The 13705-nt window shown below is 45.3% G+C and carries 14 protein-coding genes and 1 tRNA gene; 5 read left to right on the forward strand and 10 right to left on the reverse strand.

The features are described from left to right. Positions 1 to 37: 37 nt before the first annotated feature. The 4 genes from MHM93_RS05600 to MHM93_RS05615 all read right to left on the reverse strand — a co-directional run bounded on the left by MHM93_RS05600 (position 38) and on the right by MHM93_RS05615 (position 3111). Positions 38 to 1213, reverse strand: coding sequence for a mandelate racemase/muconate lactonizing enzyme family protein (locus tag MHM93_RS05600; RefSeq protein WP_239448319.1), 1176 nt, complete (start codon positions 1211 to 1213; stop codon positions 38 to 40). A 12-nt stretch (positions 1214 to 1225) separates the two neighbouring features. Then, the gene (locus MHM93_RS05605) at positions 1226 to 1993 is read right to left on the reverse strand and encodes a class II aldolase/adducin family protein (RefSeq protein WP_130148805.1); all 768 of its coding nucleotides are present in this window, start codon (positions 1991 to 1993) and stop codon (positions 1226 to 1228) included. Between the two features lie 120 nt (positions 1994 to 2113). Further along, a complete protein-coding gene (locus MHM93_RS05610; RefSeq protein ID WP_045980550.1) occupies positions 2114 to 2437 on the reverse strand; it encodes a cytochrome c in 324 nt (107 codons plus the stop codon). A gap of 131 nt (positions 2438 to 2568) precedes the next feature. Beyond that, positions 2569 to 3111 (reverse strand): DUF2058 domain-containing protein, encoded by a 543-nt coding sequence (locus tag MHM93_RS05615; RefSeq protein WP_151173235.1) that lies wholly within the window; start codon positions 3109 to 3111, stop codon positions 2569 to 2571. A 169-nt stretch (positions 3112 to 3280) separates the two neighbouring features. Here MHM93_RS05615 and MHM93_RS05620 point away from each other — a divergent pair, with 169 nt between their 5' ends. Further along, a complete protein-coding gene (locus MHM93_RS05620) occupies positions 3281 to 4423 on the forward strand; it encodes an MFS transporter (RefSeq protein WP_239448320.1) in 1143 nt (380 codons plus the stop codon). Here the strand turns inward: MHM93_RS05620 and MHM93_RS05625 are convergent. Beyond that, entirely contained in the window at positions 4369 to 4902 is a 534-nt protein-coding gene (locus tag MHM93_RS05625) for a prolyl-tRNA synthetase associated domain-containing protein (protein ID WP_239448321.1), read from the reverse strand. The two genes, MHM93_RS05620 and MHM93_RS05625, sit on opposite strands and share 55 nt — an antisense overlap. Continuing rightward, the gene (locus MHM93_RS05630) at positions 4902 to 5294 is read right to left on the reverse strand and encodes a hypothetical protein (protein ID WP_053910070.1); all 393 of its coding nucleotides are present in this window, start codon (positions 5292 to 5294) and stop codon (positions 4902 to 4904) included. The genes MHM93_RS05625 and MHM93_RS05630 overlap by 1 nt, the downstream gene beginning before the upstream one ends. 213 nt (positions 5295 to 5507) lie before the next feature. On the opposite strand from MHM93_RS05630, the gene MHM93_RS05635 reads away from it, so the two are divergent. Continuing rightward, positions 5508 to 5583 (forward strand) — tRNA-Ala (locus tag MHM93_RS05635). A gap of 326 nt (positions 5584 to 5909) precedes the next feature. On the opposite strand, the gene MHM93_RS05640 is transcribed toward MHM93_RS05635, so the two are convergent. The 4 genes from MHM93_RS05640 to MHM93_RS05655 form a co-directional block, all read right to left on the reverse strand. Then, positions 5910 to 7820, reverse strand: a complete 1911-nt coding sequence (locus tag MHM93_RS05640) for an acyltransferase family protein (protein ID WP_239448322.1) — start codon at positions 7818 to 7820, stop codon at positions 5910 to 5912. Positions 7821 to 8051: 231 nt separating this feature from the next. Further along, on the reverse strand, positions 8052 to 8648 hold the full coding sequence (locus tag MHM93_RS05645) for a response regulator transcription factor (RefSeq protein ID WP_239448323.1): 597 nt from the start codon (positions 8646 to 8648) through the stop codon (positions 8052 to 8054). Positions 8649 to 8658: 10 nt separating this feature from the next. Continuing rightward, positions 8659 to 9738: a sensor histidine kinase gene (locus MHM93_RS05650; protein WP_239448324.1), complete on the reverse strand. Its 1080-nt coding sequence runs from the start codon at positions 9736 to 9738 to the stop codon at positions 8659 to 8661. 117 nt (positions 9739 to 9855) lie between these two features. Then, positions 9856 to 10554, reverse strand: a complete 699-nt coding sequence (locus MHM93_RS05655) for a tetratricopeptide repeat protein (RefSeq protein ID WP_239448325.1) — start codon at positions 10552 to 10554, stop codon at positions 9856 to 9858. Positions 10555 to 10707: 153 nt separating this feature from the next. Here MHM93_RS05655 and MHM93_RS05660 point away from each other — a divergent pair, with 153 nt between their 5' ends. From MHM93_RS05660 to MHM93_RS05670, 3 genes are all read left to right on the forward strand, one after another. Then, positions 10708 to 11571 carry a DMT family transporter gene (locus MHM93_RS05660; RefSeq protein ID WP_239448326.1) on the forward strand — a complete coding sequence of 288 codons (864 nt, stop codon included), beginning with the start codon at positions 10708 to 10710 and terminating at the stop codon, positions 11569 to 11571. Positions 11572 to 11638: 67 nt separating this feature from the next. Next, on the forward strand, positions 11639 to 12337 hold the full coding sequence (locus tag MHM93_RS05665) for a glycerophosphodiester phosphodiesterase family protein (RefSeq protein ID WP_022946042.1): 699 nt from the start codon (positions 11639 to 11641) through the stop codon (positions 12335 to 12337). 102 nt (positions 12338 to 12439) lie between these two features. Next, positions 12440 to 13660 (forward strand): methyl-accepting chemotaxis protein, encoded by a 1221-nt coding sequence (locus MHM93_RS05670; protein WP_239448327.1) that lies wholly within the window; start codon positions 12440 to 12442, stop codon positions 13658 to 13660. Positions 13661 to 13705 lie beyond the last annotated feature (45 nt).

Below are 13705 nucleotides of genomic sequence, written 5' to 3' on the forward strand. Positions count from 1 at the left end.
CCAGCGCATAGGCTGGCCCTTTTTGTATCCAGTGAAGCTATTTCACTTCAACTCTTGATGAGCGCATCACTACTTCATCATTAAGCTCAATGCCAATGCCTGGCGCTTCACTGACCTTAAACTTGCCATTCACTGGCTGCGGGTCTTGAATACACAGCTCGCGGTTCCACTTTTTAATGGCATAGGTGTGGTGCTCGTGAATTAAAAAGTTCGGAATCGCACTTTCTAGATGCAAGGACGCCGCCGTAGCCACTGGCCCGCCACACACATGCGCTTGAATACGCACATCGAAGATATCGGCATAGTCACAGACTTTTTTAGTCTCGGTAAAGCCACCGCACAAACCAATATCCGGTTGCAGTACGTCAATACTTTGATCTTCAAGGTAAGGGCGTACACCCCAGCGGTTATATAAACGCTCACCACCGGCGATGGGCACGGCGACTTTGTCTGCCACTTTTGCATGCAAAGAATGGTTTAGGTAATTCACTGGCTCTTCGTAGTACATACAATCAAATTCTTCAGCGATTTCACCAATCTGAATTGCCGATGTGGCTCCGGGCAGGCTATGACATTCAAAAATAATATCCACCTCGTCCCCCACCGCTTCACGAATGGCCTGCATCCGCGCGCGGTACAGTTTCATCTCGCCACGGTCGATGATCTTAGTGCGATCGTAGTAAGTGTTCCCCTGTTTATCATATTGAATTGGGTCCACTTTCACAGCATCGTAGCCTTGCGCCATCGCCTTAAGTGCCGCTTCCGCATACTCTTGCGGCTGCACTAGGGCCTTAAATTCGCTGTCCCAGTCAAACTGTAACTGCGACGCATAAGTACGCAGTTCATCATTCACCTTGCCGCCCAATAATTGGTATACAGGTAAGCCCAAAGCTTTACCCTTGATATCCCAAAGCGCAGTATCTATCGCACTCATGGCGGCATAGACCACCGGCCCGCCACCGAGCCCCCAAAAGCTCTCACGCAGCATCCGCGACCATAACAGTTCCGTTTGGAATGGGTCATGACCGATTAAAAATGCATCTGCCATTTCTTTGATCATCGCTGCTGCAGCGCTGTGCCCCAAGTCATAAGCCAAGCCTGCTTCACCTACACCACTGATCCCCTCATCGGTGTGAATACGCACAAATACGGGTGTCCAAGCTGGGCGCTCTGGGCAGTGAATATCAAATATTTCTACACGATTTACTTTCATGGCTTATCCTTGTTATTCAGCAAAGCTAGGGTCAAGACGGTATGCTTTACGAAGCATAGCTGGCCACGCTTTTTGCCCGCCGGTGCTGCCGCTGTGGACCACATTCGCTTGATTATAAATATTATCGATAATAGCCTGAGGCACAGGCGTAGGTGGCTGATTCATACTTTGCATGGCTACTTGAATTTCACACGCCCGCTGCAAGTCATAGAAACGCATAAAGGCATCGCCCACCGTTGGCCCGACGGTTAACCCGCCGTGGTTCACTAACAACATATGGTTAGTAGTGCCTAAGTCTTGTTGTAAGCGCTGCTTTTCCTCGTCATTCACTGCCAACCCTTCGTATTCGTGGTACGACAATGATGGCAATGAGAACATAGAGTGCTGGCTGTAAGGCTGCAAGCCACCCTTAACACTGGCTACAGCGATGGTTTCTTTGGTATGCAAGTGGATTACACAGTGGGCATCATCGCGCACCTCGTGAATGGCGCTATGAATAGTAAAGCCCGCTGGGTTTATTTGATGGGGCGTGTCGTCAAGAATATCGCCTTGCAGATTCACCTTCACTAAATTAGAGGCAGTCACCTCATCGAAACTCAGGCCAAATGCATTCACCAAGTACTCATCAGTGCCGGGAATACGCGCCGACATATGGGTGTAAATTAAATCGCCCCAACGCATATGCTCAACTAAGCGATAACACGCCGCCAAATCAACGCGCAAACGCCACTCCTGATCACTGACCTTATCGCGTACGCTTAACGGGGGTAATGTCGGGATCACACTCATGAGTTACTCCACTTAAAATAGATGTATAGAAGTCTAAACGCTTCTAGGGTGTCATTCAATAAAAAAAGCCACCGCAGGCAAACCTACGATGGCTTTTTTAAAATAATGACCTTATTTTACGTTGGCAAGGTATTCGGCAATGGCTTCAAACTCCGCATCACTGATGTTCATTACCATGGCTTTCATCGCCGCCGACATGCCATTGTTGCGCTTGCCAGACTTAATATCTTTCATTTGCGCGACCATATACTCTTTGTTCTGCCCTGCTAGTTTAGGATACAAAGGCATGATCGGTGCTTTACCATCGGCACCGTGGCAAGTGTGGCAGTTTTTCTCGGTGTAAAGCGCTTTGCCATCGGCAGCATGAACATTCATAGTTAATGCCGATAATGCTAAGGCACCAGTTCCCACAAGGACTTTTGTTAGTTTTTTCATAGTAGTTACTCTTATGTTGACGGTAGATAAAATGTTAACAATGAGTGTAGACCCATGTTCTTAAACCTAGCAACTAAGAATTAACCTACACTGAGCGCCACCGACGACTGTACTCGTGCCGTCGCCTTTGACTACCAGATTAGATCATCAGGTACTTCGTAGTCTGCGTACGGATCGTCCTCGTCTTTTTGGTCGTCCTCATTTTCCACATGGAAAACAATATATTTTTCATCGACCTCGGCTATTTTACGGGCTGGCTCATCTTGCAGCACATAAAACTGGCCTTCTAATACGCAAATAGCTAAGCGCCCTTTTGCCAGCGCCTGCTGGGTTTGTGCATTAACATCGATTTCTTTAATTTTATTGTCGTAGGTGAAGTTGAAAGTAAGCTCACCGCGAATCTCATCTTGATTGTGATGTTCAAGAATTTGTTTTACCCGTGCAACCTGCTCTCGCTCTTTAAGCTCCTTTTGGCGCTGCTCATTCAGCTGATTAGCTTTTTCTTGCTGCGCTTGTTTGGTTTGCTCAATGTGCTTTTGCAAATCACTTTGGTCGCTAGTGGCGCCTTTTTTCTTCTTTTTCTTTTGTGCTTTACGCTTTTCCGACTTGGCCAGTTTAGCTTTGTGCTCGTTGGTTAGCCCGGCTTTAAGAAGCTGATCTTGTAATGACCCCATAACTATCACTTGTAAAATACGAACTGAATAAGGTTATTTTACTCATCATTTTCGGAAATGACAGTAACAGAAGTGATTGCGAGAAACTTTGACTGAGCGCAAGCCAAGGTTTGCCTCTGAACTTATGATACACTGACGCTGCAGCTACTCATTTAATGTACTTGGGTTTATGTCTTATTGGTTGTTACTGACCTGCTCGGTCTTTACTTTTTTTATTCTTTACGCCGTACAACCCCTTTTGGCGCTGTTCGCACAGCATTATCAAGTATCTCCCGCCACTGCTGGCTCGCTCATGACCCTGACCATGGCCCCTTTGGCCATTGCTCCTTTACTTTATGGTGTCATGCTCAATCGCCGCAACTTATACCGGGTGCTCCAAGTAGTGATGGTCACGCTCGCCTTAACCAACGCCTTGGTACCACTCACCGAGCAATTTTGGCAGTTGCAAGCGCTGCGATTAATTCAAGGTTTGGCACTGCCCGCCGCACTCACCGCGATGACAGCCAGTATTGCGATACGCTACCAAGGCGCTGAAGTGAGCAAAAAAATGAGTGGTTATATTGGCAGTACCATTGCTGGTGGCTTTTTAGGTCGCGCCTTAGCAGCTGGATTCGCTGAGTACCTCAGCTGGCAAAGCTTTTTTTGGCTTAATTCACTGTTATTGTTGGCACTCGCTGCATGCATTCGCGCCCATCGGGCGCCCATACGCCAAGCCCATACACCACTGCGGGGTAACCTTAGCGCACTGTTAAATACGCGCATACTTACGCTTTACGCCAGTGTTTTTTGTATGTTTTTCTGTTTTGCAGCGCTGTTGAATTATTTGCCCTTTATTTTGCGCAGTACCTACGCCATGACCAATACCAAAAATATTGGTTTAGTTTATAGCGGTTACCTATTAGGAGCGTTAACGACCTTTGTTACTCCCTATTTGCAAAAACGCTGTGCGAATATTTTCAGTTTATTGGCCACGGTATTTTTAGGCTACAGCGCCACCATTGCGCTGATGTTTTGGCATAGTTTGCCGGTTTTCCTCGTTGCCTTTACCTGTTTTTGTGCATCGATGTTTATTATTCATGCCACCGCTGCTCCGCTAGTAAACCGCCTCAGCAGCGCCAGCGCCAGCCTCACTAATGGAGTGTATGTGTCTTTTTACTACAGCGGCGGCGCATTGGGCTCGTTTGTTCCTGGGTTGTTGTATCAAGCCTACGGTGAGCGTGCTTTTTTAGGGTGTTTACTACTTGTGTGTCTATGTGGCTACTTACTCATCGCCGTGCCACAACGTTTGGGGACCGACAAAACCTGCATTTGATGCTGCCAATGCCTGAACAGACGCAGTAAGTCCTGCTTGGCCACCAGCCAAGTATAACGATTGTCAAAAGGATGGCAGTGATAAAGCGTACCAGGTGGAGTGTTCTGCCAAATGGCCTCATCTAGCCATAATTCGACCTGATTTCCAGGGTCATTCATCAATGCCAGCATTGATACACACCCGGGGTGTACGCCTAAATAACGCTGTAACCGCTCATTCGATGCAAAGCCAAGACGCGATACTTGCTGCGCTTTAGAAAGCGCTTTGAGATCCACCTGCGCGTCATGGGCGGTGATCAGTAAAAAATGCCGGCGGCCATAGTTGTCTCGTAAAAATAGATTTTTTAGCCTCACTCCGGGGCGCTCTAAGGCAATGTTGTCGGCCGCTTGTGCCGTAGCTAAGGGCGGGTGAGAGAGCTTCTCACAAGTGATATCCAAAGCCGTAAAAAGCGCCTCCAGCGCTGCAATAGCACGACTCATTACAGGCACTCACCGCGCAACTGCACACTTAAATCGCGCCATAGCACTTGTGTTATTTCATAGTCACCGGGGCAATACTGGCGCTCATCGAGCTCTTTTTTTAGGGCTGCGGCACCTTGATCTTCAAGCTGCAGCTTCAGCACCCGCGATTCTTCGAAGTACTCTTTTTCAGCATAACGTTCAAACTCACGGCGAGTGATGGGTTCATCCGGGTCGAGCATTTCTCTGCGGCTGGCTTTGACGGTAATAACATAGGCAAATATTTTCTGCCCTTGCTCTGTGGTTTTGCCGTAAAACTGCTGTGACTGCACCTCATATTCGGGTTCATCATAAGATGATGAACAGGCCGTTAAAGCACAATAAAACAAGGCCACCGTGATTAATTTATACATGATAAAGACATTCTTATTATTAACTTTCCCTACTGTATCAAAGCCCCCGCGCTTTGGGGAGCGTATTGTCACGAAGCGACAGCCCGCACCTTAGTGCGTGCTTCAGATAAAGATAATGTTTAGGTCTGCGTGATTTTTTTTGATGCGGTACTTGACCTTGAAAGTAAAATTAATAAAATACCAAACGTCTTAACGGACAAGCCACTTTTTAGTGGGGCTATAGCTCAGCTGGGAGAGCGCCTGCCTTGCACGCAGGAGGTCAGCAGTTCGATCCTGCTTAGCTCCACCATTTCCTCTTTGTTTTATTATTTTCTTAGTCTGGCATCCAAGCCCATCCCCCGGCTCGGTATCCTTACCTCGCGTTCAAAACTAAAAAAGCAGTGCTTTTTTCGAGCGTTTTTCACCCTGCTTAGCTCCACCATTTACTTTCTTTTTATTACTTTTATAGTCTGGCATCCAAGCCCATCCCCAGGATCGGTATCCTTACCTCGCGTTCAAAACTAAAAAAGCCACCCATTAAAGATGGATGGCTTGGAAAGCGACTCATTTCTGAATGCATATAAATATCAGTAAAGCCCCAGACAAAAACCTAGCGTTATTGAATCGAAAAACGCTCTAAAGTACGCCATCAGCTAAGAATTTTCCGTAAGCTGCATACGCTCTAGATGTAAGATGGGCATTATCCCAAATGAGAGGCTCTCGCTTTTCATCAAACAAGTTACAAGTTTCCTTCCGATAATCACAGAAGAAGTGCTTCTTATCTATCCACTTGATAGTTCCTTGCTGCTTCACTGCACTTTTAAGCTTGTCACTAATACGCACACGATCCCATCGTTGATACTTATATGTGATTTTTGGTAGTTTCTGAAGATCCATATCAGAGCGCCAAGCTTTTATAGATAAAGATGCTAAGTCAGTAAAAAGAATTGAACCTACCAAAGTAACTTCCTTTTGATAAGAGCTCTCAATATATCGCGCCAAATCAAACCCTGCTTGGTATGTACTTTCCTGCCACTTAGCTGTGATAACTACATTTGTAGCTTGTTTTAGCAGTTCACCTGCAATTACATCCTTATTCTTACATTTTATGCCAGGTTCACCTTCCATATCTGCCGCAATGAAGTCAGCCATACACTCGTCGTCTAAATAGATGTAGCGAACTTGCCAGTGACTAGCGATGGTTGACATCGACATATACGCATCATTACCAAAAGAATCTCCTAGTAGTAGAATTTTAGAACATCCGTCCTCACAGTCGAATGGCTGATCGCTAGGAAAATAACGCTCTCTAAGCTTCAAGATACGAGCACGCTCTGATTCGACATCAACGAGCATTTCCATACCAGCACTTTCTAGCTTATTTACATAGAAACTTCTGAAGCCATTTGTTTTATGAATCAGTAGACCCACGGAGCTAAACAATAATAAGCATACCGACGAAGTGGCGATTAGCCTAAAAGGCTTAATATTGCGATACTTTCTTATTGGCTTTTCCACATACAAATATGAAGCAATTGATAGCAAAAAAACAGGAAGGATAAGCATTAACTTATAGTAAATTTTCTCATCAACCAGATTGTCGAAATATATATCAATTGAGGAGAAAAGAGGGTTATGAAATAAGTATAACCCGTAACTTATTAACCCTATTTTAACAAGAACAGTATTACTAAGAATTTTTTTACAGAAATATGTATGACCACTAATAGTAATGAGAATTGCTGACGCGAGCACTGGAACTAGCGTAAAAAGGCTAGGATGTAGAGTTTTTTTATCAAAGAAAAAGAAACTGGCAATTATTATTACTAGACAAGCTATCGCTATAATCTCTAAGTTCTTGCTATTACGTTTACTATCAAGGTATTTAGAAAATGCATTACAAGACATAAAAAACGCGCAAATTGAACCGGCGATCAATTCCCAGGCTCTCGTATGTATTGAGTAAAATGTTAGGTTAGGTGATGTGATCGCGCCTGAGTGTGCGAAATAAAGACTGAATGCAGCAATTAGAAAAAAGGAAGTAATAATCATACGCCTTGACTTGGATAGCATGATCATCAGTAAGGGGAAAATTAGATAAAACTGCTCTTCAACTGCTAAGCTCCATGTATGCAATAGCGGAGCATTATTGTTGAATTGGTTGAAGTAGTCCGTTTCTAAATAAAAGAAATAGTTAGATAGGAAAAAGCTAACTGCAACAATACTTTGTCCCACATCCTTTATTTGCGACGGTATTAAAAAGAAAAAAGCTAGTGGAAGGGTAATTAATATCGTAATAAAAAGAGGAGGAAGAATTCTCTTCGCTCGTCTTTCATAGAAGCTATATAAGGAGAAGCTGCCATCATCCAACTCTCTCATTATTATTGAAGTAATTAAGAAACCACTAATAACAAAAAAAACATCAACACCAATGAAGCCCCCACTAATAGCGGAAACCCCAGCATGATATATAATTACGGACATGACGGAAATAGCCCTCAGGCCATCTATTTCAGGTCTATACTTCAAAACTTCACTTCTATTCAAGAAAATACCAACTGGGAAAGGTAACGTTTTAGAAGTTAATTTTCAACCTAGTTAAAAAGCTGTTAATATTTAAAAAACAACAATTAACAAAATAAATAATTAACAACTTAAAAACATAAAAACATAAAAACAACATCAAAAGCCATCACTCTGAAAGAGCAGATGATGATTATCGACTAGTGAAAAGCACTTTAAAGAAATGGGGAAAACAAGTGGTATATACAATTTTTATCACAACCACCCTTTTTGCCTGGCGATACGCGCTGCATCACTGCGATTGGAGGCATTTAACTTACTAATGGCTTCACTGAGATAATTACGTACCGTGCCTTCGCTTAAATAGAGCCGCGCGGCGATATCACTGGTTTTTAGCCCTTCTTCGGTGAGCTTAAGTGCGGCACTCTCTTTACGACTTAGGGGGTTATTATCCTCCAGCGCTAACAATGCCAACTCTGGGTCGATAACCTTTTGCCCTTGATGGACTTTCTTTAATGCATCGATTAGATAATCACTGGACGCTTCTTTGAGAATAAATCCGCGTACACCCGCATCCAGTGCGCGGCGAATATAACCAGATTTAGAAAATGTTGTCATAATCACGATTTGTATACCTTCATGGGTGACTTGCTCGGCCAGCTCCAAGCCACTCATATTGGGCATTTCGATATCGCTGAGTAGTAAATCAGCCCGTACTTCAGTCAATAATGTGAGCGCTGAATGGCCGTCACTGGCTTCACCAACCACTTCAATAAAAGGGTCTAAATTTAGTAAAGCAACAATGGCATTACGCACTAGCGCTTGGTCTTCTATAACAACAACGCGTATCATCGCCGCCCCCTTATTTTAAAAATGTGCATGTTAAACGTACGCCTTGCTCAGTGTTGATATCGAGTTCACCACCTAACTGCTCACAGCGTGTTTGAATGCCCTTAAGTCCATTGCCAAAAGAGACGTTCGCCTCTTTGCCATTATCAAACATACTCACTTGCCAATAGCTATCAGTCTCTTTGAACTCAACCCCAAAGTGAGTCGCCTTGCTATGGCGTATCACATTGGTTGCCGCTTCTTTGCAGATAAAGCACAGTGCACTCTCAATTGTGCTCGGCAAGCGTGGCACCGGCCCAACATGGCATTGAATGTTCTGGCTTTGCAAATTTTTAGTAATGGTCTCTAACACGCCACCCAGGCCCATTTGCTTCATCCCCGCCACCGCCTGGCGCACTTCACTGAGTAAGTCCCGAGCCAACTGACTTACCTCGTTTATCTCGACGCGGGCTCGCTCACTTTCTTTGGCATCAAGCATTTTTTGCGCGAGCTCTGATTTTAAGGCAATACTTGATAGCGAATGCCCGAGTAAGTCATGGAGGTCACGAGCGATACGCTCACGCTCAGCCACCGCGCCAATATGCTCAATTTGTTGCTCGCTGCGCGCTTTAGCTCGTGCATGCTGACGCTCGCGGCGCTCAAAGACACCAAAAAAGAAAATACCAATACTGACTACCACCGCCGGAAGCAAGTAATAACCGAGCTGCACCGGGGCAAAAACCACACCACTTAGGGTCGCGCCCAGTAAAATAATCACTAACGCAGCTTTGCCTTGCCAACCAATAAAGTGAAAACCACATAAAAACGCGATAAAACCAAATAATGCCTGGCTTCCAGGGGTGATAGCCGTTGCTGCAATACACAGCACCAGCATAGCAATCACACAGGCAACCAGCTTGCTCCCTTTAACCCGAAGAGCGAAGCCATATAGCCCGACAAAAACAATGTAAGCGACGATGGCTAACGCGATCTGTGCCGACGAAAAATAATCGCTCGCCATGATCAAAGGTAAAAAGTAAAAACTTGAGAAAATCAGTGGCATCCAGTTCCAAAAAGGCTTCTGGTTTTGTGCGATAGTGTAGGAGTAAAGCATATAACGGTTTTCCTGTGGCCTTTAACTCATAGTGCGACCATGACGCTGTATGAGCTAGTAAATAACAAGCGGCGGTGGTTATCAATACCACCGCGCTGATGGGCTTGTGCTTATAATTTACTGATTTTTAGCGATGAGCATTTTCGCCCAGCCATAATCAGGGTTCACTTGCAGCGCCTGCTGCCAGTCGGCTAAAGCTTTCTCGCCATGGCCAAGCTCTTTTTGTGTTAGCCCACGCCATGTGTAGGTCTCTGCCTCTCCCCACCCATAGCGAGTGTCCTGTTGCTGAGAGAACAATAACACTGCTTTATTAAAATCACGCAAGGCCTGTTGTTTTGAACCGCCAAACATGGACGGGGTGTTATAAGCACTAACACCTTTTATAAGGTGTACACGCGGACTATTAGGTGCAAGACGCTCTGCTTGGGACAATAAATTACCAGCTTTAGGCCCGTAGTACGCCCCTTTGAGAGGGTTAAAGGTGATTTTGAAGCCATACACTTGGGCTAGCAAAGCTTTGGCCTCACCTAATTCGGTATCTGACAAAGGCTCAGCTAGAAGTTGTTCTAAGCTCTGCTGCGCCATCTCCAGGCTTTGCTGCGCCGCCTGCTGTTGTGCTTGCAAGTACTGACTCATACTCAATCGGTAATAGGCCAAGCCTTGCTCATAACCCTGAGCTGATTGACTATGTAAGCGTAGCTCTTGTATATCTAGAGTGGCTGCTGCTTGCTCAATGTGTTGCACATCGGTTGAGCTGGCAAAGGTCGAGGTGGTCACGGCGCTGGTAAGTGCCAAAGCGATAATGGTTATTTTCATGATGTCTCTCCTGTTGTTTGGACATCTTTATCATTGCTTATTTACCATCCGCTGCGCAGTCACCTTTGTCATCAATAGCAGATGACATTTGTCAGCACCTGCTTTGTTATATAGCTCATGGTATGCTGGCAAAAAAACAGCCTTTGACGCGCTATGAGCTCTCACAAACAAAGCTTATTCTTTTTGCATACAGCGGTTCTACTGTTTGGTGGCACCGCCTTATTCGCCAAGTTAATTCACCTGCCAGCGTTAGATATCACCGTATATCGCACCGCAATCGCAGCCCTTGCCTTAGTTATCATGCTCGGTGCAATGCGCCAGCCCATCGCCCTAAGAAGCACCAAAGACTACCTTATTGCACTGGCACTTGGTGCCATCGTTGGCGTGCACTGGGTAACCTATTTTGCTGGAATGCAGCTAGCGGGGATCACCATCGGCATTATCGCGTTTTTTAGTTATCCGGTTCTAACCGTTATGATTGAACCGCTTTTTCATCGCGCTTTGCCCAAGCTTAAGGACATGATCAGTGCCATTGCCGTCAGTGTCGGAATTTACTTACTCATACCAGAAGCAACACTGGGAAATGATGTCACTTTGGGCATAGCGACCGGAGTGTTTTCTGCATTATGCTTTGCCCTTCGTAATATTTTGCAGCGCCAGTACTTCAACCACTATGGCGGCCCGCAAACCATGTTTTATCAAACCTTGGTCGCCAGTATAATGCTGTGTGCCTTTGTTGAGGTTCCCCCCATGGCCGTTACACAGCGTGATATTGCTCTGCTGTTTTTGGTCGCCATAGTATTTACAGCCACTCCCCATGCATTGTTTGCCGCCTCATTGCGCCAACTCAGTGCAACAACGGCTGGGCTTATCTCTTGCTTACAACCCCTCTATGCCACCATTTTGGCCTTTATTTTATTGCGAGAGCGCCCAGACATCGCCACGCTGATAGGCGGTATGCTGGTTGTCAGTGCTGCATTCTTTGAGACTTGGTCAGTATCTCGACAATCGCGATAGATGCCCTTGATAAATTGGTTGCCATCAACAAAGATAGCAATGACCCTGCTAGACGGACTGATAAGAAATGAAAGTATTTGCTCATCGCGGTGCCAGCGGTAACTACCCGGAAAATACGCAAATCGCCATAGAAAGTGCCCTTTCTGTGGGCGTCGATGGTATAGAAGTCGACCTACAAAGCTGCCTTGATGACTATGTCATCATTCATGATACCTGGCTTGATAGAACCACCTCAGGTCAAGGCAAGGTCAATAAAACCCCTTTAGCAGAAATTCAACGTTATGATGCCGGCCAAGGGCAGCGCGTGCCGGGGCTGCAAGACATGATCGACTGGATAGGGAATAAGACCCTACTGAACCTAGAACTTAAACACACATTCTCACTCGATAAGCTCGTTGCTACCCTTGAGCACAATGTACAACAGGGTTTATTACAGCGAGAGCAGCTTATTGTCTCTTCTTTTGATCACCATCAACTCGTATGGTTGAAGCAACATCTACCTTGGGTGAAAATTGGAGCGCTGACTTCCTCTATCCCGCTCAACTATGCTGAGTTTGCTCAACGCTTGCATGCGTATAGCTTGCACTTAGACAAAAACTTCGTAAACCACGAGTTTGTCGCCGATGCGAAACAGCGCGGGCTCGAGGTCTATGCTTATACTGTAGATAAGAAAGAAGATATTCTTGATATGCGAGCACTGGGAGTGGATGGTATTTTCACCAATTACCCGTGCAATACTAAGATGATTTTAGCGAATGATGCCTAGCTAGGCGCTTACTTCATCGCTAAACACTTGAAAATCTTTTGCTTTATACAATACTGAGCATGTATACATTGACGTCTACTCAGGCAAACGGAGCCCTCATCAATGAGTTGGTTTATGCGCATGTACAATTATATTGAAGAAACATTTTTTTATACGCTAACTCGTAAAATTGTTGGCAACCTTAGCTTTTTGTTTGCTTTACAGTTACTTACTTTAGTTTGGCTGTACCGCGAACTGAGCGCCCAAGAACAAGGTTTGGCGCTGTTTGCGGTGATCTCGCTATTAGTCGTCGGTGGTTTTATTTTTACGGTGTTCTATATGCGCCATTTAATCGTGCGCCCTGTGCAAGCGATGCGCGATACGTTAGAGCAAGTCAATCAACAGGATGCCAACTTAAACGCGCGATTACCCCAATTCACGTATGATGAATTTCGTGACTTATCAGAGCAATATAATAAGTTCGTACACCATTTAAGCGCCCTTTTAAACACTACCTATGAAGGTGCAGCCCAAGCTGCTGATAGCAATCAGCAGGTCAATTTATCCATGCAAAACACAGCTGAATTGGGAGCTCGACAATTACAATTTAGTAGTGAGATTGCAGCGAGCACCACGCAAGTCACGCATAGCCTAGAGCAAATCGTCGCCAATACTGATGCGGTGTTCAGCGACAACAGTGAGAACCTCACCTTTGTACGCTCTTCATCTGAAGAGCTTAGCCAATTAGTATCGCAAATTCATAAGATCACGCAGCTATTAGGGCGATTTGCCGACACTGTTGCAGGCTTGAAAGAAAACTCAGAGAACATTCGCAGTATTTTGCAAATGGTCGAAGGGTTTGCCGATCAAACTAACCTGCTCGCCCTTAATGCGGCCATTGAAGCTGCTCGCGCCGGTGAAGCAGGCAGAGGTTTTGCTGTCGTTGCTGATGAGGTACGTTCACTGTCACTTAAAGTCAGTGATGCGACCCAGCAAATTAGCGACTTTATTAATAAGATGGGCACTTTGGTAAGCGATACTAACCAAGAATCAGAGCAACTTATTGAGCACTCTTCAAGCGCTGAACAAGCAATCGGTAACACGGCTTCAGGCTTTAGTGAACTAGTGCAAGACTTTGAGAAAAACCAACAACAATTGCAGGATATTGTCGCAGCAGTGCATGAACTGGAGCAAACCCAGGCCAATACTCAGCAATCGGTGGAGCAAATTAAAACCTTAGGTGAAGACGCGAAAGCGCAAATAGACCAAGCCGCAGAGCAATGCGCGCGCTCAGAGCACCTAACCCGCACCACTCAAAGCGAGCTAGAGCGCTTCGTAAAATAACCTTTAGAGCACAAAAAAGCCCAGCACTAAGCTGGGCTTTGTAAA

This window comes from Pseudoalteromonas sp. MM17-2, assembly GCF_022347945.1.
GTDB classification, from domain to species: Bacteria; Pseudomonadota; Gammaproteobacteria; order Enterobacterales; family Alteromonadaceae; genus Pseudoalteromonas; species Pseudoalteromonas ruthenica.